21 protein-coding genes and 2 pseudogenes are annotated in these 25,964 nt (G+C 60.7%); 4 read left to right on the top strand and 19 right to left on the bottom strand.

The features are described from left to right. Positions 1–41 precede the first annotated feature (41 nt). The 9 genes from ACIQUB_RS22445 to ACIQUB_RS22405 all read right to left on the bottom strand — a co-directional run bounded on the left by ACIQUB_RS22445 (position 42) and on the right by ACIQUB_RS22405 (position 7,636). On the bottom strand, positions 42–1,151 hold the full coding sequence (locus tag ACIQUB_RS22445; RefSeq protein WP_402932302.1) for a phosphoadenosine phosphosulfate reductase family protein: 1,110 nt from the start codon (positions 1,149–1,151) through the stop codon (positions 42–44). Next, the gene (locus ACIQUB_RS22440) at positions 1,151–2,077 is read right to left on the bottom strand and encodes an ArdC family protein (RefSeq protein ID WP_402932299.1); all 927 of its coding nucleotides are present in this window, start codon (positions 2,075–2,077) and stop codon (positions 1,151–1,153) included. Before ACIQUB_RS22440 ends, ACIQUB_RS22445 begins: the two co-directional genes overlap by 1 nt. Positions 2,078–2,409: 332 nt before the next feature. Then, on the bottom strand, positions 2,410–2,997 hold the full coding sequence (locus tag ACIQUB_RS22435) for a hypothetical protein (RefSeq protein WP_402932296.1): 588 nt from the start codon (positions 2,995–2,997) through the stop codon (positions 2,410–2,412). Positions 2,998–3,382: 385 nt separating this feature from the next. Beyond that, positions 3,383–3,685, bottom strand: coding sequence for a hypothetical protein (locus ACIQUB_RS22430; RefSeq protein WP_402932293.1), 303 nt, complete (start codon positions 3,683–3,685; stop codon positions 3,383–3,385). 34 nt (positions 3,686–3,719) lie between these two features. Next, positions 3,720–4,121, bottom strand: coding sequence for a hypothetical protein (locus ACIQUB_RS22425; RefSeq protein ID WP_402932290.1), 402 nt, complete (start codon positions 4,119–4,121; stop codon positions 3,720–3,722). 31 nt (positions 4,122–4,152) lie between these two features. Beyond that, the gene (locus ACIQUB_RS22420) at positions 4,153–4,482 is read right to left on the bottom strand and encodes a hypothetical protein (protein ID WP_402932287.1); all 330 of its coding nucleotides are present in this window, start codon (positions 4,480–4,482) and stop codon (positions 4,153–4,155) included. Continuing rightward, positions 4,479–5,366 carry a DUF7007 domain-containing protein gene (locus ACIQUB_RS22415; protein WP_402932284.1) on the bottom strand — a complete coding sequence of 296 codons (888 nt, stop codon included), beginning with the start codon at positions 5,364–5,366 and terminating at the stop codon, positions 4,479–4,481. Before ACIQUB_RS22415 ends, ACIQUB_RS22420 begins: the two co-directional genes overlap by 4 nt. Continuing rightward, complete coding sequence (locus tag ACIQUB_RS22410; RefSeq protein WP_402932281.1) at positions 5,363–5,839, bottom strand: hypothetical protein; 477 nt, start codon at positions 5,837–5,839, stop codon at positions 5,363–5,365. Before ACIQUB_RS22410 ends, ACIQUB_RS22415 begins: the two co-directional genes overlap by 4 nt. A gap of 93 nt (positions 5,840–5,932) precedes the next feature. After that, entirely contained in the window at positions 5,933–7,636 is a 1,704-nt protein-coding gene (locus ACIQUB_RS22405) for a ParB/RepB/Spo0J family partition protein (protein ID WP_402932278.1), read from the bottom strand. Between the two features lie 381 nt (positions 7,637–8,017). On the opposite strand from ACIQUB_RS22405, the gene ACIQUB_RS22400 reads away from it, so the two are divergent. Both ACIQUB_RS22400 and ACIQUB_RS22395 read left to right on the top strand, forming a co-directional pair. After that, the gene (locus tag ACIQUB_RS22400; protein ID WP_402932275.1) at positions 8,018–8,323 is read left to right on the top strand and encodes a type II toxin-antitoxin system MqsR family toxin; all 306 of its coding nucleotides are present in this window, start codon (positions 8,018–8,020) and stop codon (positions 8,321–8,323) included. 1 nt (position 8,324) lies between these two features. Next, positions 8,325–8,756 (top strand): type II toxin-antitoxin system MqsA family antitoxin, encoded by a 432-nt coding sequence (locus ACIQUB_RS22395; protein ID WP_402932272.1) that lies wholly within the window; start codon positions 8,325–8,327, stop codon positions 8,754–8,756. A gap of 50 nt (positions 8,757–8,806) precedes the next feature. Here ACIQUB_RS22395 and ACIQUB_RS22390 read toward each other — a convergent pair whose 3' ends face one another. The 10 genes and pseudogenes from ACIQUB_RS22390 to ACIQUB_RS22345 form a co-directional block, all read right to left on the bottom strand. Continuing rightward, complete coding sequence (locus tag ACIQUB_RS22390; protein ID WP_402932270.1) at positions 8,807–13,927, bottom strand: DEAD/DEAH box helicase family protein; 5,121 nt, start codon at positions 13,925–13,927, stop codon at positions 8,807–8,809. A gap of 146 nt (positions 13,928–14,073) precedes the next feature. Then, a complete protein-coding gene (locus ACIQUB_RS22385; protein ID WP_402932267.1) occupies positions 14,074–14,589 on the bottom strand; it encodes a hypothetical protein in 516 nt (171 codons plus the stop codon). A 12-nt stretch (positions 14,590–14,601) separates the two neighbouring features. Beyond that, positions 14,602–15,207: a DUF1419 domain-containing protein gene (locus ACIQUB_RS22380; protein ID WP_402932264.1), complete on the bottom strand. Its 606-nt coding sequence runs from the start codon at positions 15,205–15,207 to the stop codon at positions 14,602–14,604. Positions 15,208–15,348: 141 nt separating this feature from the next. After that, positions 15,349–16,224, bottom strand: a complete 876-nt coding sequence (locus ACIQUB_RS22375) for a DUF3991 and toprim domain-containing protein (protein WP_402932261.1) — start codon at positions 16,222–16,224, stop codon at positions 15,349–15,351. A 363-nt stretch (positions 16,225–16,587) separates the two neighbouring features. After that, a complete protein-coding gene (locus ACIQUB_RS22370) occupies positions 16,588–16,872 on the bottom strand; it encodes an integration host factor subunit beta (RefSeq protein WP_402932258.1) in 285 nt (94 codons plus the stop codon). 203 nt (positions 16,873–17,075) lie between these two features. Further along, positions 17,076–17,415 (bottom strand): annotated as a pseudogene (locus tag ACIQUB_RS22365) (DDE-type integrase/transposase/recombinase); the annotation flags it as partial. Positions 17,416–17,688: 273 nt separating this feature from the next. Then, positions 17,689–18,921, bottom strand: a complete 1,233-nt coding sequence (gene repC, locus ACIQUB_RS22360) for a plasmid replication protein RepC (protein ID WP_402932255.1) — start codon at positions 18,919–18,921, stop codon at positions 17,689–17,691. Between the two features lie 155 nt (positions 18,922–19,076). After that, complete coding sequence (gene repB / locus ACIQUB_RS22355; protein WP_402932252.1) at positions 19,077–20,069, bottom strand: plasmid partitioning protein RepB; 993 nt, start codon at positions 20,067–20,069, stop codon at positions 19,077–19,079. A 79-nt stretch (positions 20,070–20,148) separates the two neighbouring features. Further along, on the bottom strand, positions 20,149–21,351 hold the full coding sequence (repA, locus tag ACIQUB_RS22350) for a plasmid partitioning protein RepA (protein ID WP_402932250.1): 1,203 nt from the start codon (positions 21,349–21,351) through the stop codon (positions 20,149–20,151). An 865-nt stretch (positions 21,352–22,216) separates the two neighbouring features. Continuing rightward, positions 22,217–22,726 (bottom strand): hypothetical protein, encoded by a 510-nt coding sequence (locus tag ACIQUB_RS22345; RefSeq protein ID WP_402932248.1) that lies wholly within the window; start codon positions 22,724–22,726, stop codon positions 22,217–22,219. A 304-nt stretch (positions 22,727–23,030) separates the two neighbouring features. On the opposite strand from ACIQUB_RS22345, the pseudogene ACIQUB_RS22340 reads away from it, so the two are divergent. Both ACIQUB_RS22340 and ACIQUB_RS22335 read left to right on the top strand, forming a co-directional pair. After that, positions 23,031–23,535 (top strand): annotated as a pseudogene (locus ACIQUB_RS22340) (alpha/beta fold hydrolase); the annotation flags it as partial. Positions 23,536–24,010: 475 nt separating this feature from the next. Beyond that, positions 24,011–25,963 carry a putative bifunctional diguanylate cyclase/phosphodiesterase gene (locus tag ACIQUB_RS22335; protein ID WP_402932246.1) on the top strand — a complete coding sequence of 651 codons (1,953 nt, stop codon included), beginning with the start codon at positions 24,011–24,013 and terminating at the stop codon, positions 25,961–25,963. The last annotated feature ends 1 nt before the right edge of the window (position 25,964 follow it).

Genomic DNA, 25,964 nt, shown 5'->3' with positions numbered 1-25,964 from the left:
GCAAGAGGGAACCACCGCACGGTGCGAGGCTGGAGCGCTCGTCATGGAGCCCCCACTTTCACGGCTCTCGTCGCGAGCAACGCGGCATAGCGCCGATGGATCGCGGTTCGGTCGAGATAGCGGGCGTTCAGGCAGAGCAGTTCGCTGACCTGGCAACGGACCTCCGCAAGAAGGTCGGCCTCCGCGTCGGACAGCATTCGCGTCGGCCATCCCTTCACATAGAGCATCGGCTGCAAGATCCGGCGTTCTACCTCGGCCCGGCGACGCGCCTTATCCTTGGCCGCCGCCAGCCTCTCACGCGCATCACGGCAGAGCAGATGGGGAGCGATATCGCCCAACCATCGCGCGCCTTGGAACGCGAAAGTGCTTCGGCATTCCAGGTCGACCATCCGCCGATAAAGGTCGTGCGCCTCCGACTGGCACGTTGCGGCTTGAAGATCGGCAAGGCTCGACATGATGCAGAAGCGGCAGGAGACGCGCGTCATCCCGAATTGTCGATAGGCAGGATGGGGCTCGATGTCCCGCGTATTAATGGAGCGGAACACCTCCTCCTCGTGCCAATCGAGGATCGGTCGCCAGGTCCAGATACCGTTGCGAGGATTTCGATCGGCGACGGCGGCGCGGGCGCGCTGACGGCTCTCCTCCCGCCTTACACCGACCACGCTGATGATCTGCCGCCCTTTGAAACTTCGGGCGAGTTCGCCCTGGATCTTCGACGTCTTAAGCTCGGACGTGCAGAAGCGCATCGCGGGCGTCGACCAGCACGGTACGAGAGTCACAGTGCGAAGATCCTCATAGCGCCAGACATTCGAATGCCATCGGCTCTCCCAGCGCTCCATCAGCCCGCCCTGCTTACGGCGGACGACCACAAGCTGTGTGCCGAGCGCCGACGCTAACCGTTCGCAAACCGGGAGTGAGTCGTGCCATTCGACCATGCCGAGATCGGCATGGATCAGAATGCGGGGACCGGCGTGACCGATGCGATCGAGGTATTCGAAGATCGCGATCGCCGCGGCCTGACTGTCCTTCCCACCGGAAACACCGACGGCGACCGCTGCCTCCTGACCGAGCAGGTCGGCAATTGCGGGCGTCACCGCTATCGGTGGCGTCCTTAAAACGGACAAAGGGCTAGAGAGTGAAGGGATCGTCATCACGCTGCCTCCCGCGTCATATCCGACCGGGGCTGCAGGCCATGCAGAAAGTTTACTGCGCGCTGGGCTTGGGCTGCCGCGCGGAAGATGGCGCGGGTGTCGTTGCCGAGAAAGGTCAGCCAGCTCGCGACATAGGCTGCATGATCAGGCCGAGGCTCCAGCTCCGGGACGATGCCAAGATCGGCGCAAACCAGCGCGGATCCGACCTCGGCGATGAGCTCCTCCATGGCGCGTTCGCACTTGTTCTTGGCGTATTGGCTGAGATCCCTGCCAACGCGATCGGCTTTCGCTGTCCAATGCACTTGCTCATGCGCGAGGACCGCCACATACGAAGCCGCGTCCCGGAACGCGGCACGCGGCGGCATCTGGATGTGGTCGCTAACGGGAGAATAGAAGGCCTGCGGACCACCGTGGCGGATGACCGCACCAGTATTGGCAAAAAAGCGCTCGGCATGCTCGATCCGCTTCACCGGATCGACGACAAGCGTCGGCTTGTCGTAGTAGCCATCAGGCAAGTCTTCGATCTGTTCAACGTTGAAGACAGAATATGTCTTGAGAAAGGGTATACCCTTCTCGACCTCGTCGCCGCGGTCGTCGACCTCGGTCCTTGTAAACTGACCAGCATAGACGACGAGGCTGCCGCGTTCACCCTTGCGAACCTGTCCACCCAGTTCGCTTGCCTGCCGGTACGTCATCCAGGTCGGCGAGGAAAATCCATGTGACATGGCCTCCGCCCATAGAAGCAGCACATTCATTCCGGAATAAGGTTCGCCATTGTGCCGCAACGGTCGCGTAACCGGACGGCTGGCGCGGGCGACACTCCAGGGCTGGACCCAAGGACGCACGCCTTTTTGCAGATCGGCGACGATGCGGTCGGTGACCCGTGCGTGGACGTCGGTGCGTTGCTTTTCCTGATTTCTGCTCATTTTTGAACCTCCGTTCTGGAGGCCACGCCCATCGCGGCCCCGTCACGGAGGTCCGAAGCCGGGGAAATCAGGCGGCGAGCGCACCCGGAGGGCCGCAACGCATGTGGAGGACGGCGCAGCCGTTGCGCTTGTCGCCGACCCTGGCAGGACCACCGTCCGGGACGGGCCGCGCGGGCGATCCTGCCATCCTCGCTTTTCTCCTTTCTGCTTTCCTTTTTTCCTCCCTGGCGGTGATGAGCCTGCAACGCAGAAAGGCCGGTTTCGCTGGAAACCGGCCTTCGGACGCGATGAAAGGGAGAAGTGAGCGAGGCCGAAGCCTCGCCCGAGGCGGCTCAATCGAAAGCCGCCATCTGCATTTCGGCCGCGCGCCGGTCGAGCGACTGGCCGGCGTTTTCGACCGGGCGTTCGAACGGCTTCCAGCGTTCGCCGACCACCTGTTCGTAGGCGGCGACGGCGCCCTCGGCCGCCATTCGGAGCGCGTGGCTCTGAAGGGCCATGTCGGCGGCAAATTCGCGCTTGCGTTGGGCTGCACTGTCGAAACCGACCGGGCCGTCGAGATCCTCGTCGCGAAGATCGCTGGCGGCCTTTGCCGTCGCGTCGCGGGCTTCCGAGACGGCGCGGCTGTAGAACTGCCCGGCACCATGTGCGCTGCCGACATAGGCGCCGACGATGCGCTGCAGGTGGATCTGCATCGCGCGGTCCGCCAAACCTTCGCGCAACGCGTCGGCGGTCTCGACGATCAGGCGCTCGTGCAGCTCGCGAATGCCGTCGCTGTCGAGAACGGGCAGTCCGAAGCTCTCCGAGATGAGGCCGGCCTGATGGGCGTCCGGGCACGAGAGGCGGACCATTTCGAGGGTCGTGCCCTTGCGGAGCTGGACGACGCGGCCGGTCTGGCGGGGCGTTTTTGCGGGCTTGGTCATGGTGGATTTCCTTTCCTTCGGTTTCCCGAAGGCTCGGACCGGCCCTTGCCGACCCTCCCTTCGGGTGCGAACGAAAAAAACCGGCGGAAAGACGGGGGCTTCAGGGTCCGGGGCTGCCGGATCGAGCGAAGCGGGCGTGCGGACAAGCAGGGCTCTCGAGCCCTCGCGCGGGACGCGGGTCTGCTTTGGCGAGATCGGCGGTTCCGGCCGCAACGCGGCGCGACAGCGGCCTTGAAGCGGCCGGCCGCCGGTTTACGGACGCAACCAGAACCGAAGGGGGGCCGGCAAGGGCCGGTGTTGACGGATGACGAAATAGAAAATCGCCACATGGCAGAGCCCGCCCTGCAGCGGCAGCCTGCCATGTCTATACGTCTGCTTTCAGGGATTACGCGGTCTCGGTCGCCCGAGCCCATGCCTCCGGTCGCCATTTCTGGATGACGTCCTCGATCTCACGGCGATAGGCCGTCGGGTATTCGGCGTCCGAGCGCGTGGCAAGCCAGGTAAAGACCCCGGCCATATCCGCTGCGATGGCCGGGTCGACACCGAAGAGATCAGCAAGATCGAAGCCGCCGCGACTGTCGGCGTTCCACCAGGCGAGAACGAATGCCGCGACTTTGCGCGACTGCCCGGTATCACTGCGGGCAACATCAAGAAGCCGTTCGAATGCGACGCGAGTTTGCTGGTCCATGGCTATCCCCTTCGTGCCGACCGTGCGTAGCACATCAGGACTCCGGCATAAAAGGACCGCCGACGATCGCGTCCGCTTTCGCAAGAGTGTCAAGCGCCCTTGGGAGCCAGTCGGCAAACTGATCGCGGGATAGGCCCATGACCCGCGCCGGCTCCCGCAGCAGGTCGACGAGAACGTCGAACAGTTCGGCCTTCCGCTGTATAGTGTCGCCGAACTGCTCCGGGATAGCAATGGCGGAGCCGGCATAAGCGGTGTCCGCCCCTTCCCAAATGCCGGTCACATAGGTTTCGCCGGATGACTCGTAGTCGCGCTTGGCGTCATCCCAGTCGTCCTCCGCCGCGGCGGCACGGCACGCCTCTTCGAGCGTATCCGCCTCATAGGTCCGCTGCCTATAGACCGGAAGATGATAAGTGGTCTCAATCGTATAGATCGCCACGGATGTCTCCTTTCAAGATGGTCTCTTGCCGCTACGCAGCGTGGCTTGTCTCGATTGCGTAGCGCTCGCGCAATGCGGTGATAGCGCGCTGCTGCCGGCCGAGCTTGCGTTCGAGTGCATCGATCTCGGACTGGCGTTCGGCGGTAATCGCCGCAAGGTTCGCACGATATCGTTCGAGGAACGCACTCGGCGCGGGCGCTTTGCCGCGACGATACCTCAGCTGCTTCGGCTGCAGCAGTGGGATAAGGGCTGTGATCCGGCGCGTGATTTGCCGGTTGATCTGGTCGAGCTGGCGTTGCGTCTGCCGCCGCGCCTCCTCCATCCGGCTAAGCTGTGCGAGGATGTCGGGCGGCGGGCTCATGGTGAGATCCTCTGCCGCCAGCCAATGAAATCGGACGGTCCGTCATAAGCACCGTGACGAGCCTCATCGATGACGAAGCCGAAGCGGCCGACCTTGTATTCGTCGCCGGGTACCAGGAAGCGCCGCTCCTCGGCACGCTCATCACGGTGACCGCCAAGGGTGGCGATGACTTCGACGAAGCCGCTCTGGTGCGTCGATCCGATTGCCGAGATCACGATCCAGTCGCTCTTATGCTGTCGGTCGAAGGCCCGGCGGTCCTTCTCGTGGGACTCGCCAGGATTGAGGACCGTGCCGAAGATCGTCTCCCACGCGTCGGGCCAACCGTCCTTCATCGTCTTCTCCGCACACCGCCGCTCGTAGCTCGTAAAAAGATGCGGAAAGGTGATGGCCACGATCGCCCAGGCGGCGTCCTCTTCGTACCATCCACCCTGCGTGCGCAGCGTTGGGTGGACCTTGCGGTTGCGCTCGGCCGAAAGCTTGAAACCGCCATGGCTGGCGGTGCTGTGGCAGGCTATTCCCTCGGCATAGAGGGTGGCGCCTTGGGAAGGTCCCCATGGTGTACTGCAATGAACCCGCATCGTCTGACGGGAAAGCCGCCGAAGCTCGCGCTTGTGCTCCGCCGTCTCGAAGACCCGCGAGCGGAACGCCGCTTCATCGGGAAGGGTCGACTCGTAGAAATAGAAGTCGGCACGCGTCAGTTCGGCGAGCGGGCGTGATATCGGCCATGCGCTGGCAAGGAGGCCGACGCCGTCTCTGCCAGGCAACATGGCAAGCACGATGTCGTCGACACGCGCGACCGGAAAATCCTCGGCGCTTCGAGCAAACTCCACCCCTGAATATTCAGGGGTGGTATCGACCTTGTTGTGAGTGTCGACCGAGTTCATGCCGCAGCCCTCCCTTCGACGACGGCGGCCGCAACCTCGTCGGCCGTCACGTCTTCCAGCACCGCATGCGGATAGCCATGCGTCCGCAGCCAAGCCTCGGCGGCCTCACGCGTTTCCGCGAGATGGACCAGGCTGCCATTCTCGCCCGGCCCGTCAAAGATGCGCACGGAGGCGATCGGAGGCCGCTGCAAGACCTTGAAGGTCAGGTCCGAATCAAGACCAAATCTGCGGAAAACGCGCAGGACGATGGTGCCGCTGCTGCCGAAATCGCCTTCGTGGATGGTGAAATCCGGCTGGGCGACATAGGTCCCTCTGGTCCGTTCATTCTGCTTTCGGACCAGGCGACCTTGGCTGTTGCGAGTTTTCCAGGCCGACAGCTTCTTCGAGTGGCGTTCCGGCGGCCGTGGGCTGCCATCGGACCAGGCGACGATGGAACCGAGGGGCGCGATGTCGAATATCAGTGACGCAGACATGTCTGCTCTCCTATTTTGAAGGTTACGGATGGTGGAAAAAGAAGCGCCGCCGGGGCTGCCGGCGGCGCGCAATGTCTGGCGAAATCGCAGACGCTATTCGGCGGCTTCGCGGAAACCGTCCGCATCACTTTCGGCAGGTTGCTCGACGGTGCCTTCGGCGAGCTCGCCGTCGGCTGCCGTCTCTTCTGCTTCCGGAACCACGTCGTCATGGTCGTCGTCCTCGACGACGGCGTTCTTCGCCAGCCATTCGGAAAGCGCCACAGCATCCGGTTCGAACAGTGCCGAGGCATGCACGAAGCGTTCTTCCTTGAAGTGTTCGACGAGTGCAGCACGCGTGTCCTTGACCTTCTGGCGCGGCAGCACCGGCGTATCCTTGCACGAGCCTTCCAGCGCCGGCCGCGACAAGCACGAGAGGAACTCGTCGGTGCCCATGTTCGGCAGGAAGCTGTCAGCACCGATCGCATCACCAGCGAGGCGGGCGACCAGGCCGCTGTTGGTCGCGTTTTCCCGGCACGAGAGCACGTCTATCAGCAAGCCGCGTATCGCCTGCTGAAGTGTCTCGCGATCAGCAACGAGCTTGCCATGGACGTCGAAGAGGCTGGCGGCATGTCTGCCGAGCTTCCGGGACGAATAGTGCGATGCGCCCGTTGGCGAGGTAACGGAGACATTCAGGGCGCCGAAGGTGAGCACGAGCAGCGCCGTCAACGTGTCGTCCTCGATCGGTGCGCGGGCGAGCGCTTCATGAAGCGCTTCCGTGCGATAGTCGCCGATCATCTCGATGCCCTTGCGCGTGACGTCCGGCCGGGTCTTCGGCATGACGACGGCATCGTCGGTGCTAGCCGTTCCGCTACCGTCCTTGCCCTTCTTCGCCTCGGGCATCCGGAAATGCACGTTCTGGACCTTGCCGTCACGATCGAGATACATCGCCGTGTGGTCGCCCTTCCCGGCCTTGCCATAGACCCGCTCGGCCTTGGCCGGCAGCTGCGGCTGACCCCAGTTGTTGACCTCGACGATGGCGCCCTTCTTCGGCAGATTGTTCGACATCCATTCCTGCTGGGCGCCGAGATAGGCTTCGACGTTGGTGGTGTAGCGGGCGTCGACGCCGGCGGGTTCGAAGAGTTCCTCGATCCATTCGATGCCGTAGGCGCGGGCGAGCTCATCGTCGAAGCTGGCGTCTCTGGCCCACATGCGGGTCTTGGAAAGCGCCTGCGCCACGCGCCACCAATCGACCTGCGGGTCCGCCTTGGACGGCTTGTTGGCCTTCCAGACCTCACGCTGGTCGTCGATCGAGGCAGAAGCAATGGTGCGCAGCTGCTGCTCGTTCGGCATCGAGCCCTTCGCCATGGCATTGAGCATGGCGGGGAACACATTGGCCAGCAACCGAAGCTGCTTGACGCGCCGGACGCTGAGCGTCAGAGCGATGGCGATCGCCTCCTCCGTCCAGTCGAGAGCGACCAGGCGTTCGATGCCGCGCCATTGGTCGACCGCGTTCAGGGGCTCACGCGCGATATTTTCCACCATCGACCGCATCGCGCCGTTGTCGTTGGCGGCTTCGACGACGATGACATCGATCTCTTCAAGACCGGCGGCAATCGCCAGACGCGTACGGCGGTGGCCCGCTTCGATGATGTAGTCGTTTCCGCCATCCTTCGCCGAGAAGATCACCGGGGGCTGGATGATGCCGACTGCCTTGATCGTCGCCAAGAGAAGCGCGTCGGCCTGCGGCGTCGATTTGGTCTGGCGCGTGTTGTCGGGATTGTCGCGGAGCGCGCGGGGATCGACTTTCATGAGATGCATGGGATGCTCCTGTTCGGGTTGCGGACGCGGCCCATCGCCGGTCCTTTTCCGTCTTCTTTCCGAAGACCCCTCCCAGCCCGCGGAGCGGGCGGGCCGGTGCAACTGCGCCCAGGCATCCCTGCCCGGCAGGACAAGCGGGGCATCAGCCCTGCGAAGGACGACGGGCCGGGATCGCGGCAGGCGGCGGTTGAGCGAAGCCGTCACCGGGCCGGCCGATCTGCGAGCAATCTCCTTTTTCTTTCCTTTTCATTTTTCATTGATAACCTTCCCTGCAGAGGTGCGCGGGGGTGCTCATGAAGCCGGCAGACAACCTCATGGCATCCTGCATCCGGTTTTGGGACCAAGTCTTGATTTGCCCCCTTTAAGGTGGCATATGAAGCTATGGAAAAGAAACGCCCGACCTATGATCTGGAGGCGGTCAAGGCCGTGCTGGGATCGATCGAGACGTTGGCCCTGACGTCGTCTGCGCTTAGAGACGCGTCGTCCCTAGGCTTCGACCGCAACGGCATTGCCGCGACGATCCAGAGCATGGACAGGCGGATGTTCTATAAGTCGATGACGACCTTCGCGGATCATCGGCTCTGGCAGGATGTCTACCATGTACCCACTGAAGGCATGGTGCTCTACATAAAATTCCAGGCGGACGTCGTGACTGAGTTCACGCTCATGTCGTTCAAGGAGAAGTGAGATGGCAGTCGCGGAAAGAATATATCCGGAGACGATGGTCTCTCCCGAGACCGGGGAGACGCTGCGGCGCGACGTCCGGCCGTTCATCGTCACCTACAAGGGCAAGAGCATCACCGTCGAACTGCCGGGATATTATCCCGAACACGGCGACGAAGGGGTTCATGTCGGTGACGACATGGCCGTGACCGATCTTGCGCTGCGGTCGTTGAAGGAAGAGATCGATGGCATTCCCTCGCCATCGACGATCCAGAGGATTCGTCGGAAACTGCAGCTCTCGCAGCGCGAGGCTGGCGGCCTGCTCAAGGTCGGGGAGAACGCCTTCGACAAATACGAGCGCGGCTTGATGGAGCCGAGCGGCCCGACGAGCCAATTGCTGCGGCTTCTGGACCGCCACCCCGAGATGGTCGAGGAATTGCGCCAGCCGGCGACATGAAAAAGGCCGGCCGCGCCGGGTGGCGCGGTCGGCCAAATGGCTATCGACGATCAGGCAGCTTTTGCGGCAACCCCGTCGAGACCTTCGATGTCGGCGGCAAGCGCCTTGTCGATCTCGGTCAACTGCCGGCGCTTTTCGGTGAGCTCGTTGGCGAAGGCGAATTCACCGCCGTCGCGCGCCTGATAGGAAGCAAGACGCCGGTGGGCCTCGGCAAGCCGCTGGCGCAAACGCTGCTGCTCTTCCTCGAAACCGTCGAGCGCATGCTCAAGTCGGGAGATCGCGCCGAGCGGCGTGACCGTGACGGCGAGGTCGACCTCGTATTCAGCGCCGGTCCGTTGCAACGAGGTTGTGTAATGATACCCGCCCTTGCCGAAGCGCTCGCCTTTGTATGTGAGGTCGAAGCCGCCGATCGTGGCAATCACCGTCGCGCCCTCCTGCTGCATCTGGACGAGTGTCAGGATTTCCTTCATCAGCGCCCGGCCGGCTTGCTTGCGCTCGTCATAGGCATCGCCGGTGACGGTCATGGCGAAGGCGTCGCCGTTTGTAGACACAAGACGCTCGATATCACTGCCGATCTCGCCGATCCGCCGGATGGCGTATTCGATATCGCGTTCGGCGTCGCGGATCTGCCATCGCACGGCATGCTGATCGTCGATATGGGCGGCGCGCAGCCGCTCCAGCCGAGCAATGTCCGCCTCCAGCCCGGCCTTCTGCATCAACCGCTCGTCGCCGGATGCAATCGCCTTCGCCATGGCGAACTGGCTGGCTGCCCCATCGCCCATATCCTCCAGCCGGCGGATCGACGTGTCGCCAGACAGGGCGGCGGTGATGAACCTCGCCTTGCGCTCGTTGTTCTGCCACATCTGAGCGTCAAGCGAGCCTTCCGTGGCATAGGCGAAGATGTCGACGACGTCGTGCTGGTTGCCCTGGCGAACGATGCGGCCCTCACGCTGCTCGATCTGCGACGGCAGCCACGGCACGTCGAGATGATGGAGAGCACGTAGACGCAGCTGCGCATTGACGCCGGTCCCCATGGTCTCGGAACTGCCGATGAGGAACCGAACCTTGCCAGAACGGACGTCTCCGAACAGCCGTTGCTTCGCTTCGGTCTTCTTGTAGTCCTGCATGAAGGCGATTTCCGACGCTGGTACGCCCATGGCGACGAGCTGATCGCGGATCCAGCGGTACGCCGAAAAGCCTCTCGACTTCTCGACACTGATCGTGCCCAAATCCGAGAAAATCATCTGGGCAGCACCGCAAAGCTCGAACGGCTTGCCGTCAGGCCGGACATAGGCGCGATCGGCCGTCTCCTGCCAGATACGGTAGGCATTGACGACAAGGATGTTGAGCTTGTTGTCGGGCTCATTGTCATTGTCTGGATCGACAAGGCGCAGGTCGATCGCCGCATGCCGGCCGTCGGTGATGACCGACAGCAGGATGTCGTCGCCCGGCTCCGGCGGCCGGTCGCGCATCTCGATGGCCTTGATGCGGGCGTCGAGCACCGTCTGGTAGCGCTTGAAGGCGGCCGTCGGCTTGGCGGTCAGGATTTGCCGCTGGCCGGTCGCGATCGCCGGAACCCTGACGTATTCGCGCAGGTCCGCCGGCATCACCACATCGGCGAAGGAGCGGAACATGGCGATGAGCTCCGGCACGTTCACGAAGCTGGCAAAGCGAGTCACCGGCTTGTACTTGCCCGACGGCTGCAGTTCGAGCTCGGTCGTGCTCTCGCCGAAGGTCGACGCCCATGCGTCGAACTCATGCAGCCGGCGCTCCATCAGAGCAGCATTGCCGAGCAGGCGCTGGACTGTGAACATCTCGCCCAGCGTGTTGCTGATAGGCGTGCCGGAGGCAAGCACCAGCGCCCTGCCGGGGTTTCTGGTCTCGATGAACCTTGATTTGACGAAGAGATCCCAGGCGCGCTGCGAGCCGTTCGGATCGACGCCTTTCAGCGTCGACATATTGGTGGCGAAGGAAAGTTTGCGGTATTCCTGCGCCTCATCGACGATGATCTGGTCGATGCCCAGCTCCGAGATCGTCAGCAGGTCATCCTTGCGGGTCGAGAGCGCCTGCAGGCGTTCCGTGAGACCCTCCTTGAGCCTTTCAAGCCGTTTGCGCGAGACGCGGTCGTCGCTCTCGACCTTGGTGAGCAGTTCCTCGTAGAGCTCGACCTCGTCCTGGATCATCTGCTGTTCGAACCATGCGGGGACGGCGATGAACCGGAATGCGCTATGGGTGATGATGATCGCGTCCCAGGTCGCGGTGGCTGCTCGAGACAGGAAGCGGGCGCGCTTGTCCTTGGTGAAGTTGGTTTCGTCGGCGACCAGGATCCGCGCATTCGGATAGAGCGCCAGGAACTCGCGCGCCGCCTGTGCCAGGCAATGTGACGGCACGACCAGCATGGCCTTCGCGATCAATCCTAGCCGGCGCTGCTCCATGATCGCCGCTGCCATGGTGAGTGTCTTGCCGGCGCCGACGGCATGCGCAAGATAGGTCGATCCGTCGGCGATGATCCTCCAGATGCCGCGCTTCTGGTGAGCGTAAAGTTGAAACGCGCCGCTGGCGCCCGGTAGCTGCAGGTGATTGCCGTTGAACCGGCGCGGCGCGATATTGTTGAATGTGTCGTTATAGACGCGCGCCAGACGGTCGGTGCGATCTGGATCGGACCAGATCCAGCGTTGGAAGGACTCCTTTATCTTCTGCAGTTTCTCCTTTGCCGCCTCGGTGTCAACGACATTGAGTACCCGGCGCTCGCTGTCGCCGTCCTTGACGACATCGAAGATTTGCGGGACCCGGCTGTTGAGCGCATCGCTAAGAAGCTCGCCGGCATGGCGACGATCCGTGCCCCATTCCGATGTGCCTGCGGCAACGTATCCGAGCTGGCGGGCTTCGACCGTCCACGATGCCAGTTCCGGCATATGGTGGATCTTGATCTCGGCGCGCATGATCTCCTTGACGAAGGCAACCACGTCGCTTGCCGGAATCCACGGCGCGCCGAGCCGCGCGGTGATGTCGGAAGGCCTGAGATCGGCCGGCTGCACCTCACGCAGCGCCCGGACGTTGCGTTCAAAGGCAGGATCGAGATCGGCGGCCGCTTCGGCGACCCTCAGCCTGCCGCGCACGGGGCCGGAGAGATAGGCATCGCCCGTCTGCCAGGATCCATCGGCAGGATCGCGGAAGATCGCATCGCCAAGCTCGGCGATGACATCGTCGGGATCACGATGCAGCAGCTCGGCGATATGGTCGAGATCGACGCGGCCACGCTCGTTCAGAACGACCGCGAGCCCATCCGCCGCACTGGTGATGATGGGCGGCGGCGGCGGTGCGATCACGCGCTCGGTAAAGATCTTGCCGGGTCTGGCCGTATCGGTTTCGAGATCGTAGTCCTCGATGGAGGCGACCAGCCAGACATCGGGGTCGTCGAGAAAAGGCTGCAGGTTCTGCCGCCGGTGGTTTTCCTTCACCTCGCCGGTCTCGGAATCCTCGACGATCGAGAGGGCGGTATGATTGATCGGTCCGAAGTCCCTGACGAAGCTCGACCAGGCGATGCGCAGTCTGACCTGAAGGTCCTTGTATGGCCGGTCGAGCTCCTGGGCTTTCAGGAGCTCGCGCACCGTGTCGCGGATGGGGATGAGCTTCTTGATGATCCGGACATGCTTTTCCGGAATGCCGTCGGCGGAGCGGCCCTTGCGCACTTTCACTGCGACCGGATCGCCGTCGATCGTCTGCATTAGGCCGTGTCTGACATCGATGAAGAAACTGCCCTCGCGGATCCTGCCACTGTGCGGCCTCAGATCGACGATCTCGGCAATATCGTCATCAAGATCGGGATCGATCTCGGTGGGCTCACCATCGTAGATGCCCTCTGGGAGACTATCGATCGCCACGGCGAGTGTCGTTTCCAGCTCCTCGTCTTCACGGCGAAGGCAGGTATAGGTCTCGCCGAAAGGACCGCTGGTCAGGGCATGGGTGCCAAGCACGAAATCAGGATGGCGTGCGAACCAGCGATTGACACGGATGGCGCCCTCGTCCGGCATTGCCGGCCTGATCTCGTCGATGTCGAGCCAAGCGAGATCGCCTTCAGGCTCGCCAGCCTTTCGCTTGCGGAAGAAGAGGATGTCGACCACGACATCCGTGCCGGCGTCGCCACGAAAACTGCCTTCCGGCAGGCGAATGGCGGCGATCAGGTCGGCCGACTTGGCGATATGCTCGCGCGCGGTGCTGTCGGTCTTGTCCATCGTGCCGTGGGACGTCACGAAGACCGCCAGCGCGCCCGGCTTCAAGAGATCGATCGAGCGGGCGATGAAATAATCGTGCAGCCGAAGGCCGAGCGATCGATAGGCGCGGTCGGAACGCACCGGACGGTCGGAGAACGGCGGATTGCCGATCGCGAGGTCGAAGCTCGCCGGCAGGTCCGTGCGCGCGAAATCGCCGTCGATGATGTGGGCGCGCGGCTGCAGGAGCCGAACAATCCTGGCGGTGACCGGGTCCAGTTCCACACCGGTGACATGCGATCGGTCACGCAGCGTCTCTGGCATCAGCGCCGGAAACAGCCCACTGCCGATCCCTGGCTCCAGGATCCTGCCGCCACGCCAGCCAAGACGGACGAGACCAGCCCACAGGGCTCTGACGATGAACTCCGGCGTGAAATGCGCATACTGGGTGCAGCGGGAAAGCGACGCATAGTCCTGTTCGCTGACGGCATCCTCCAGGTCGGCGCCGAGCGCGTCCCAGCCCTCGCGGAAATCGCCCTCGCCCGGCCTGCGAAAGACGCCATTGGCGAGATCGGTCGCACCGAAACCGGTGAAGCGGATCAGCCGCGCCTGCTCCCCCGGGGTTGCCGGACGCTCTGCCTGCTCGATCTCGGCGGCTAGCCGGATCGCCTCGATATTGTCTCGGGCGCGGTTCTTCCAGCCGGCGGCGAGCCCACGATCACCTTCGAGATAGAAGCTGGAACCGCGCTCTTTGGCGTTCGACGGCGCTGGGCGGGCAAGCGCGATCGGAGGCGCCGGCAAAGCCGGCGCGGATGGAGGCGGCGTGGACGGGTCCGGATCGTCGTCATTGTCGGGCTCGACGGAAAAGTCGCCGGCGAAGGCGGTGACGCCAAGGCCAAGCCCAGACGTCAATGCGGTGCTACCGAACATGTCGAGCGTGAAAGGGTCATTCTCAGCCATGAAGATGTCTCCTGGGATGTAGGCGCGCGCCATCGCCCGGCGGGACGATCCCGGCGGGTGCGATGGAGGCGATGGTTATTGGGGAAGATGCCGGTGGGCCCGGCGGGGTGTGCGGAGGCCGGCGCAAACGCCGGTCACCCGGCCGATCAGATGGGGGTGTCTTTCCGCATCTGTTCGAGGATCTCGTCGGTCGAATAATGCTGCATGGTATCGGCGGTGATCCGCGTGACGCTGCCGCCGAAACCGTCCCTTCGGATCGCCGTGCACATGAACGAGATATGCAGGACGATCTCGCGCAAGCTCGGCGACCGGCGGATGATGTCCTGCAGGATCTCCGCGATGCCGACCGGGCCTTCATCGAGCCGGACGTCGATGGTGGAGTCGCGCTCTTCCGGATCGCCGGCAGTGTATTGGGCAAGCAGCGCTGCCGCGACGGCATTCAGCCGACTGTCGCGGTCTTTCGATGCCGCCCAGGTGGAACGGAGATCGTCCGGGTCGATCGAGACGATGTCGCTCGCACCTTCCCAACTGTAGAAGGAGAGACCACCGTCGGCTCCCTGGCCCTCTTCGAGCGCAAGCGCGAGAATACGACGTTCGAGCGGCGTCACGTCAGATGCCGGGATTTCCGGGGCGACGACGGTCGGCATATGGTAATTGGCCATGTCCGCCTCCCCTCACGCCGCTTGTCGTTCGGGCAGGTGGCGAAGCTGGACTGGCAGCTTGGCGGCGATCTCAACATCGGTCAATTGCTCGAGGAGTTTGAGGAACGTTCCCTCTTTGCCGCCGTAGAGCAGCACCGTGCGTTTGCCGCGATCCGACACTGGCCACCGCTCGCCGGCATAACCGCGATAGTCGTCGTGCGTCGCACTCCAGATGTGCTCGAGGCGCTCCTCACGCGACATCGCCTTCACCGGGCGCGATTCGCGCTCGATAATCGCCGCGCGCATCCGATCGGGCGAGCCTTTGTCGGCAAGATCGCAGTAGGTGTGGAAATGTCGGGTCCGGTTGTCGATCCGCAGCGTAAAGAAGACACTGGTGACGGATCCGGCCATGAATTCGCGCATGGCGAACATCTCGCCGCGGATCCATAGTGGCGGCAGGAGATCCAGCATGTAGTCGCACTGTTGCTGGGCAATCTCGAACCACTCGCCGGCATAAAGAGCGCTCTTGTCGCCCTCGAAGCGATCCGGGCGCTGCTTGTGACGATCGAACAGACGGAACATGTCGGCGCGGGTGGCGACACCTTGGAGGATCTTGCGGATGGGGGATGCGGAGTTCATGGCGGGCTCCTTTCAGCCTCGTCGGACCGGAGCGCGGTTCATCCTTGTGGATGCCATCTTTCTTTAGCCCTTCCTGACCCCTCCCCCACAGCCGCCATCCCGGGCGGCCGGGTCAAGGGCCGGCCCAGGCCGGGCGAAGCTTCACCCTTGACGCGGCCGCTGGGCATGCGGCAGGTCTTCTTCATTCCTCCTTTCCTTCATGGCCTTCAGGTCTTCGTTCCAATCGCCGGCTGTCGGTTGCAGCCGCTCGTATCCGCAGCCCGTCTCGACAGCAATTGACGCCAGGCGGCGGGCATAGGCGGCCCCTTGCTGGTTATTGTCGGTAGCCGCCACCAGCAGGGCGTTGGGGCGCTCCGCCAACGCCCTGATCGCCGCTTCTGTCGCCGGCGCCCATCCACCGCCAGTGCTGAGATAGAGGCTGTCATCGCGAGGCCCTTCGATCTCGGCAAGGCTCATCGCGTCGATTGCCGCCTCCGCGACGCAGATACGACGCGCATCGAGCTGTCCGAGCCGGAACAGGACCTTAGCGCCGCCGGACGCGAAGCCGCGCCATTGTGGCCCACGCTCCTCCCAGCCGGTGACGAAGCCGTTGTCGTTGCTATGTGCCGCCCACATGCTCCCATTCGGCCCCTCGCGGATCCGCTCCTGCCGGATGCCATCTCGCAGCGTATTTCCCGACAGAGCGCGCTCTCCCGTGAGATAGCGCCATGTCAGTGAACCAGGCCACGGTCTGCGCCGCGCCTGCCATCGGTCCGGGACGAGCCGGTCGGCTTGCGCTTCGCGCAGTGGGCGTGTCCATGCGGGCTTTGCCGGTTCATAACCGACGAGACCCGCCACGTGATTGAGGCCTTCGGCGAAACCGACCCCGGCCAGATGTTCGACAAGCGAAAAGACGTCACCTTTCGCCTCGGCCTCGCCCAGGGGATCGAACCATCCCCGACCGTCGTGGATGACGATGATAATGTCGCCGCCCCGCCGGTACTTCACTGCCCGGCGCGTGCTTTCCTTCAGATCCACAACGAAACCGGCCTTGTCCAGGACAGCGCCGCAAGGCACCCTTGCCCTTAATTCCTCGACTTCATTTCTTCTCATCCTTGTCGTCCGGTCCGTCTCCGTATCCGGCCTTTCCTCTTTTCCATCGTTCCCACACCATGCGGGACAGACCGCGGAAGGCCGCGAAGAGCCAAGGGGGCAAGGGCTCGACTGGCGCCAGAAACTCAGATCATGCCACAGGCACGGTAAGCCAGGCGCGGCGCAGCTTCCCTTGCTGCCGCCGGCTCGCAAGCGGCAATGCAGCTGATCGACACGAAAAAGCCGGCCTCTTGGGCCGGCTTTCCAGGGCTTTGAAGTAATCAGCGGGCGAGCGCTGTGCGTCCGACCTCAATGTTTTGGATTGAGGCGTTCCTGCATTTCCTTGCCGGCACGGAAAAATGGCATCCACTTCTCCTCGACGAACACGGCCTCGCCATTGCTCGGGTTTCTGCCGGATCGCGATGGCCTGTGGCGGACGGTAAAGATACCAAAGCCTCTCAGCTCAACACGATTGCCATTTGCAAGTGCCTCAGCGATGTCATCGAGGATCGTTTCGACGATCCGTTCGACGTCATGATGATAGAGATGCGGGTTTCTGGCGGTGACGATGTGAATGAGTTCGGATCTGATCATTCGGTTTCATGACTCGATTTTCGAGCTGGGGAAAGGTTGGGGCGTATCGGTGCTTGCGTCACCTGCTTACATCGTTAACGTTTCTCAGCATACGATTACCGCACAGACGAGGATGGCATTGGAGACGAAATCCAAAAAACCAAATCCGATCGACGTTAAGATCGGTCGGCGCATTCGTCTTCGTCCATCTCTGCCTGGCCTCATGAACGGTAGACCTTGAGACGTATCCGCTCTCGCTTCAGAAGATTGAAGAAGTTCTCGGCCTACCGCATTGTCATGGCGATTGCCGCTTTGGCTCATCGAGTGAACCAGATCGGGGTGCTTGGGGAACGAGGCCCAATCCACGCTGGTGAACTGCGAGCCTCGGTCCGAGTGGATCAGTACCTTGTTCATCGGTTTTCGCCTCCAAACCGCCATGAGCAGAGCCTGCAATACGACATCAGTTGTTTGGGGGCTCTGGATCGCCCAGCCGATCGCCCTGCGGAAATAGAGGTCGATGACGACGGCCATATAAGCGAAACCTTCGCAGGTCCGGAGTGGAGTAAAAAGGGCATCTGCGCCTCTCTTCCCCGAACCTTACGGCACCTTTCAACGGATACGGCTCTCTATTCAAGCTTGGCCCATCGCGATAGCAACTCATGATAGTTCGATGTGACGTGATGTTCTCGATCCGGAAGATGTATGGATTCTCCTCCGGATTGCGCCAGCGGAACCTTGGGGCTTGAGACAAGCCATTTCAACGCTTTTCCGACGTGATCACCGCGTTCATTCTGACTAAACACGAGCCAGTCTGTCACTGTCTCTGTTTCCTGATCCTCATGGCTGGTTCTCCACCATTGCTTTAGCCTGTAGCAGGGCTGCCACCATCGGTCCAACGGTGAATTGCCTCTGTGCTGCCCGGGTGGTGAGGCTGCGCAGATATGCGCCGGCAGAATTGACCTTGTCTCCCCTCTCGAAGATGCATGCCATGGCGACGCTGGCGTTTTCTGGACCCATGATCTGGCAGGCGTCACGAAAAGCTGAGGGACTTATCTGGAGCATTGATTGCAAGGCAGCCGTGGCCGTAAGCAAGTCCCGCCACGTTCGGATATGGCCGCCGGGGCCATAATGCTGGATTTCCATGCATGCTCGCAGCACTATATCGAGAGTGATGCTGGGGCTCTTCCGGTCAGGATTGTCTTGCAACCCCGTGTCAGGGTGGTTCGTCGGGAGCGGCGGAGCGATCTTCTCGTAATCCAGACCTGCTTCAGATTCAGAAATGGATTGTGTTTGTGAATCCTGTGTGTGGCGCTCATTTTGAGACTCATTGGCGCACATTTTTGCTGAATTGTCTTGGTCCTCCAACAGTTTGACGATGCGGCTGCGAAGCTCAGCAAGCTGAGCGAGGACTCGCTGCAGGTCCTCAAGGTCTGGCCGGCGGGATATCGAGGAAATGAACGATCGGAACCTTTCATGAAGGTTGCTCCAATCGCCGTCGATATGGCTATCCTGGGCGGCCTGGATTAGCTTCGTGATCTCGCGGCGGCAGAGAGTGATCCGTTCGCGCGTTACGCGGACAAGCTCGCGGTCGGCTAGGATTTGACCGGCGATCCCTTCTATCTCCTGCGCGCGAGCCAGGAGCGGGGCAAGGCTGAACCCAAAAGCGTCGCTGATGTTCCCTCCCCTGCCTCTACGCGCGTAGCGTTTGCCGTTCGGACTGTCCTTTCGGAGAATGAGACCGGCATTGACCAGAGCGGCGAGGTGGCGTCTGAGCGTTGGCGCTGTCATGCCGCGAGCGCGGATGGAGAGCTGAGCGTTGGACGGGAAAACGACGAGAGCGCTTGAAGCGGAAAGTTCGTCCGACGGGTAGAAGGATAGGAGCGCGTCAAGAACGGTGAGCGACCGGTCACTTACCTCAAGCTCTGCTCTCGCCTCGCAAATGGCGCGAAACAGTTTCCATTTATTGCGCTTAATGTCGGGTACGGTCGTCTCGGCCTGCTTATATCTGGCAAGCAAGCCAAGCGACATCGCCCGCCGCCCAAAGGGCGTCGTTATGCATGCAGCATCCATGTTCTTCTACCTTTATCTAGGCAAAAGAAATTCGTTCACCAAAACGGTGCCGAGACTCTTGACGGGGATTCATGAAAATGCGATTCTCTGATTGCTACATACAGAGGAAGGCTTCCACGACGGCAACGTTAAGGGGGCCTTTTTTCTTTTGCGCGTTAGTCTCCTGTTTTGGTCTGGTCGTCTCGCTGAAACGTCTGATAGAGCGCTTCCAACTGATCTGATACGAATGCTCCAAAGCTTGCCGCATCTTTGGATGTCAAGGCGAGCGTGAATGTCTTTCCCGACGATTTCGTCGTGACGGAAACGGCCTTGGCAGCGACGTCGAACCGCCGGACCGACGGAGATGTCGCGGGCTTTTTGAGCTTTCTGCCGGTTTTCAGTTCGCCAAGTAGGATATTGAAGCGGTCCGCTTCGGATGCGCTACGAAACGTCTCTGACTGGAGGAAGTCGACAGCCCGTTGTGCATTCGCCGGAACCTGGACAATCTTCTTCAGCTCTTCCCAACGATCACGACCGACGCCCTTGGCGGCGCCGACCTCATCGAGGATGACCTCCGGGATAGCCTCGGCGACAGATAGCATTCTGGAAAGGAGCGTGTCGTCGATCGTAAGAGCAATCTTTACGACATCTTTGCTCATGCCATTCAAGACGAGTTTTTGGGCGAAGAGTGATTTTTCGATGAACGTGAGATCGGAGCGGGCGGTATTCTCCTGACCCTGCGCGATGATGTGGGCGATGTCCTCTAGTGGCTTGATGACAGCCCTGACGGGGATTTGGAGATCGCGCGCAGCGCGCGCGCGCCGGTGACCAAAAACGATCATGTAGCGTCCCTCGGCGTCCGGATGAGGACGAACAAGGATCGGAGTGGATTGGCCGGATTGGCGGATAGCTTCACGAAGCTGGACGTAATCGTCTTGGTCGTCTCCGATGCGATCGGTGACGAAAGAACCTTCGAGGAGAGACGGATCGAGAGCAACGACTGTCTCGCCCTCAAGCATACGGGTCGACGTTTCCGCCAACTCATCAAGAGATAGCATCATGGTCTTGGAAGCGCCACGCCGGGTGTATTCCGCGCGAGCATCAGCTGTGCGCTGTTGCTCTTCCGCAGCGGGCTGTATACGCGTCGTCAAGGCATGGTTTCTGGCCATTATTCCCCTCCCCTTGCGGCTGCAAGTCGATGATTTGCTACCGAAAATCGGTGATCTGCACGGCTGTCAAAACGTCCGGTCATTTGCGGCCCCAGGCTTTGTGGATGAGGCCCGTGACTTCACCATTGACGGCATTGAGGCATTCGAGCGCGCGGTCATAGGTTGATCGGGTAAACTGGTTCTTCTCGACCTCGTAGAGCGTCTGCTTTGTGATGCCCGCATCGCTGATCGCGGTCGATTTCAGCATGTGGTTCTGCAGCATGCGCTTGGAGAACATGGCCTGCATAAAGCCGACCATCTGGGCCTGGGGGCCATCCGTCGGCTCATATCGGGTGACCAGGTAGCGGAACCAGTTGAGTTTGACGCGCGCGCCAGCGCCCTTGATCGATTCAAGAATACCGCCGAGCATGAGCAGGAACTGGCTCATCGACATGATGTCGAGCATCTGCGGATGGACGGTGATAAGAACGGATGTCGAAGCCGTCAGCGCGGTCAGCGTGAGGTAGCCGAGCTGCGGGGGGCAATCGATGACGACGACGTCATATCGATTTTCGACTTCCTTCAGAGCATTTGAAATACGGGTGAAAAACAGACGGCCATCCGGAGAAGACTTGTTCGAGGCGGCTAGCGGGGTCTGGTATTCGTATTCCTGCAGCTCGAGGTTGGCCGGAACGATATCGAGGCCCGGGAAATTGGTTGGCTGTATGACTTCGGTGATAGACTTGCGCTGGTCGTCGTAGCGCAGCGTCTCGAACAGCGACGGGTTCTTGTCGAGCTCAGGCTGGATGCCATGCAAAGCCGTCAACGAAGCCTGTGGGTCGAGATCGATGGCAAGAACGCGATGACCGGTCAGTGCCAGATACTGCGCGAGATGAGCTGTCGTCGTAGTCTTGCCGGAGCCGCCCTTGAAGTTCACAACCGAGACAATCTGCAAGGGCTCGCCGCCCCTGCGATGCGGTACGTAGCGCTTGAAGTCGCTCCGGCCATTCTTATCAAGAAAGTGGCGAAGCTCCAGCATCTGTTCGGCGGTGTAGGTTCTCCGGCCGGACGAGGTTGTTGCAGGCACCGGTCCCTTGCCCTCGAGATGGAGCTTCTTGATGTGGTTTTGGGTGACGCCAAGATAATCGGCCACTTCGGCGAGGGAGAAAGAACGTAGGCCTTTTTCCGCGTCTGGCGGATATTGCTCCAACCGGAGCATATTCAGATTGTCAGAAATCAATTCTCCCTGTTGGAGAATTTCCTGATCGAAATCGAATGCCTCGATGTTGATTGCCATGTTCATTCAACCGAATCCAGAATAACGCTTTTAGCGAAAACGAAGTCCAATAAGCGTTATTAATACCGGTGATTCTACCTGCTCGGCAAACTCTTTTTAGTTAACAAAATCTTAAAGCTCACCTCCTCTTGCCGGCGTCACATTTCACGCGCTCTAAGCAGCTGTTTTTGAACAAAGAAACAGCATTATGCACGGCTGTCAAAACTTACCGGCGGGAGTGGGATGCGCGCTGTTGGGATTGGAGCCCACGGCGCCCTTAAAATGACCTCGAAAGAGCGTCGGGCTGGACTAATCCCTCTGGTGTTAACTGTTAAGGAATTGAGACGAGCTCTCGCACATGGCCGTGTGCCGATGGCTCTGCCGCTTCGTGGTTTAGAATGGCGATCCGGAGCCATGCGCTGGATGGCCCTCTCATGTGAACTTTACTTCAATTCCGATAAAAAGAATGCCATCGAAACGAGGAAAGTCCGCAATGCACCGTCAAACTATTTTTCACACGGCACGGGGATCGTCCGGCGATTGGCGCCGTTTGTAGCTTCCTGCCGGATCCACTTGGCCAAGCCGAGCAGTGTAAACATTCGGCAGTCCTTGCCCACGTTGTTCAGTCGATCCTTCAACACACACACTGATTTCTCTTTGATCATTAGCGGGCGTCGCCGGCGCTACAATGTGACAAGCACTCTAGCCATCGGGCCGCTTATCTCCTCCCCAGCTGCCTGCGTGACCGGCGTCACTCCTCCTCCCGCACCGGGCTTTTTCGATTCCAGTGAGGACGAGTGACCAATTGAGGACTGCGCGGCTACTCTACCAACGCGTTAGCATGGGCAGAGATATCTGCGATAGCGAGTGTGTCTCTCCCCAGCGCTTTGCTTCATACAGCAATGCAGTGTCCGTCGGCGTTGCCCAAGCGACCCCAATGGTTACGGTGACCCAGCCAAATTCGCTGCCGCGATGCTCGATTGCGAAGACCCTCGATCGCCGCGCAGATTCTCTCCGCAAACGCCATCGCATGAAGGGGATCAGTACCATCCACGAGAATGAGGACTTCCTCGCCGCCGAAGCGAAAGACAAAAGCATCGACGCCAAGTGTAAGGCGGATGCAATCCGCCACGGCCCGAATGCAGCCGGGCGGGCGGAGCGATACGACAAAGTAAAGGAACGCCGCGGAGTTGTAGGTCTGATAGACGAACAGGTATTCACTCGTGCTGCGCATGTCCGGGATCATCGGCAGGGTGGTGCTGAGCACCGCTGCTGTTACCGTCAGAGCGTCATAAAGCCTGGCGTTCGGCCAGCGCCGGACGATGAAGACGCATGCGACAACGAACGGCGTTAAGATCACGAAGCGGACGGCCATCAACTGTGGCAGCGCGTCCGGGACCATGTCACGGTCACCGAAGTACACAAGGTCGTAGATGACCACCCCGATGATGCATCAGATGGTGATCGGGCGAGCCCGCTCGGCAGCGTACTCCTGGAGAAATCGGTCTTCGATCTGGTGCAAATCGGAGATGGTGGAAGCCGCGTGACAATTCGCCTTCCACCTGAGAGAGTGTTACATGTCCCACGGCCAATTCTTCGGAAGAAAAGAAGTCCGCAAGGTATGTGCTCAGGCTGAATAATCAGCTAAATTGATATGCCGACTTGTCGCTAACACCTTCGATGCTAAGTCCTTTGGGAGGCACGACATATGTCCTGATGTGCCCGGGTTTGGGAAATCCTACATTCCGGCGGATGCCGACGACAGCCGTCATTCTTCGAAGCGCGAAAAAGCAGCGGCCCTGGTTGAGCTTATGAAGAAGCGTGGTCACGATTCTTTCGACGTCGTCGGCCATGACCGTGGCAGCTATTCCGCCTTTCGAATGGCTATGGATCATCCTGACATCGTACGAAAGCTAGTTGTTGTCGACTGCCTGCCGATCCTGGAGCACCACGAACGCGCCGACTGGAAATTCTCTCGCGACTGGTACCACGGGTTCTTCTTCGCGCAGCCGGAAAAGCCGGAACGGGTGATCTCCGCCGACCCGCTGGGCTGGTACGATAAACTTTCGCCCGATCGAATGGGCGCAGAGGCGATCTGGCGCAACTGGGCGGCGACGTCCAAGGCCTCGGGATGACAGCGGCCACCATGTTGCCGAAGAAAATCCCGACGACCTGTCCGACGCGATCTTGTCTTTTCTCCAATCAAGGTAAGCCGCGGGGATAGGTGGTGCTTGCGCTCCTCGATCGGGCTATCGGCGGTCTGTGGCTTAATCGGCGTACTGCATATCGCGTGGCCGGCCCGTTCCTGATGATCACCCCCGCAGTGGGTGCCGTTGCCGCAGGACGTAATTCTGCTAACAGGGCTTCCGAGCGTACGGGAGCAGCGGCGATCTGGACTAAACACCCTCGGCAAATCGGCTGGCATCGGTCTCACGTTCTAAGCCTCCAGCGTCTATTCGGCCTATATCAGGCACACGATCGAGGATCTGTCGGCGGCGTTTGATAGCTGTAGACAGGCGGCCAGGTGGGTTAGTATCTATTCAAAGATCGTAGGTGGACGAGGAGGATGAGTACTCGATTAGCCGGGCGGATATTTCGAAGAGGTTGCTTCTGATTAACCGTACTGATTTCCGCGATTGTAAGGAGAGGTGTATTAGAAGTCGTTCATCAGTTGATGGGCGGTCTTATGAATATAGAAGTTGCACGGAGCAGAATCCGAGGCTTCATGTCGGTGCAAAGCGAAAATCCCGAGCTTCTTAGAGCTCAGTATCGAGCTTTTACCCGTCAGATGCCGATGATGTATTTCATTTTGCTTTCGAGCACCTGGGCGCTCGCCATGACCCACATGAGGGTTGCGCCTTCCTGGTTGACGACTGGGGTTCCATCAGTCCTTACATTCGGTTGCCTGCTGAGGATGTTCTTCTGGCTCCGGACGCGAAATGTCGACCCTTCACCTGAGCTTGCGCATGCTGCGCTCAAGCGAACCAACCGGCTTGCGGGTGGCATCGCTGTTGCGTTCACCCTCTGGTCGTTCGCACTCGTCCCTTACGGCGACGCCTACACCCGCTCGCATGTCGCCTTCTACATGGCGATCACCGTCATCTCCTGTATCTTCTGTTTGATGTATGTGCGTTCGGCGGCCTTCATCGTGACGCTCATCGTCAACGGTGCGTTTATCGCTTTCTTTGTTTCGACGGCTCAGCCGACGTTCATCGCGATCGCGATCAACGTGTTACTGGTCTGCGCGGGGATGATGTCCATCCTGCTGACCAACTACCGGAACTTCGAGAGCATGGTCGTTTCGAAACAGCGGAGCGACGCGCTAAGCCACGAGAATTTCAGGCTCGCCAATCTCGACAGCCTGACGGGCCTTGCAAACCGGCGCGCGTTCTTTGCGGATCTGGAGGTCGAGCTCGAAAAGGCGCGGGCGAGCGGTCAGCGACTGGCTCTGGGTGTGATGGACCTCGATGGCTTCAAGCCCGTCAACGACCTTTACGGTCACTCGGTGGGCGACCGTCTCCTGGTCGAGGTGGCCAACCGTCTGTCTGGCATCCTGAAGGCTAGCACACCATTCAGACTAGGCGGCGACGAATTTGCAATCATCGCTCCGCTTCCGCCGGAAAATGATCAACTCGTTATCAACGCGAATGCCATCTCAGCGAGGTTGAAAGAGCCATATCATATGCCGGAAGGCACGGTACACATCTCAGCTTCTATGGGTATCGCGGTGTTCCCTGATCTGGCGCTGAGCCGCGAGCAACTCTTCGATCGGGCGGACTATGCGCTCTACCACGCCAAGAAGAGGCAGCGCGGTGGCGCTGTTCTCTTCAATGCCGATCATGAACAGCAGATCAACTGTGATGCCAAAATTGAAAGCGTCCTGAAACAGGCGGATCTGGAAAAAGAGCTATCGGTGGTCTTCCAACCGATCGTGGATATCCGCGACGAGACGACTGTCGGTTTTGAAGCTCTGGCGCGATGGGATAGCCCGACTTTAGGGAGAGTGTCTCCAGCGTGCTTTATCCCGATCGCCGAAAGGGCCGGCATCGTCGGGTCTCTGACAAGGCCGCTTTTCCGGAAGTCGCTCATCGCAGCGAGTTGCTGGGATGCGCCTTTGCGCCTGTCATTCAACCTGTCGGCACATGACTTGAATACGAACGAGGGCGTTCTGGCAATCATCGGCATCATCGAGAGCAGTGGATTCGATCCGCAACGCCTTGACCTTGAGATTACCGAAACGGCCTTCACTCATGACTTTGAGCAGGTGACGCAATCCGTCGAGACCCTGCGTCGCCTCGGCTGCGGTATATCGCTCGACGATTTCGGAACCGGCTATTCGAGCCTCACGCGGTTACATGCGCTGCCGCTGACGAAGTTCAAGATCGACCGGAGCTTCGTTACGAATTTGCACCAGAAGCCCGCAAGCTACAAAATCGTTAAATCGCTTCTCACCCTTAGCGCCGACATGGGTCTGGATTGCGTTATCGAAGGTGTTGAGACCGAAGAGGAGCTTGCGGCTCTCAAAGCCCTGGGCGGCACCAGCGTGCAGGGGTATTTGTTCTCTCCTCCATTGCCTGAAGAGCAGGCCATGGAATTCGCCGCCCGAAATGGCCGCCAGTACAGCAAGATCGCGGTTTGAT

The sequence above is a fragment of the Rhizobium sp. NPDC090275 genome (assembly GCF_044772225.1).
GTDB lineage: Bacteria > Pseudomonadota > Alphaproteobacteria > Rhizobiales > Rhizobiaceae > Rhizobium.
This window is presented reverse-complemented; position numbering and strand designations above follow the sequence as displayed.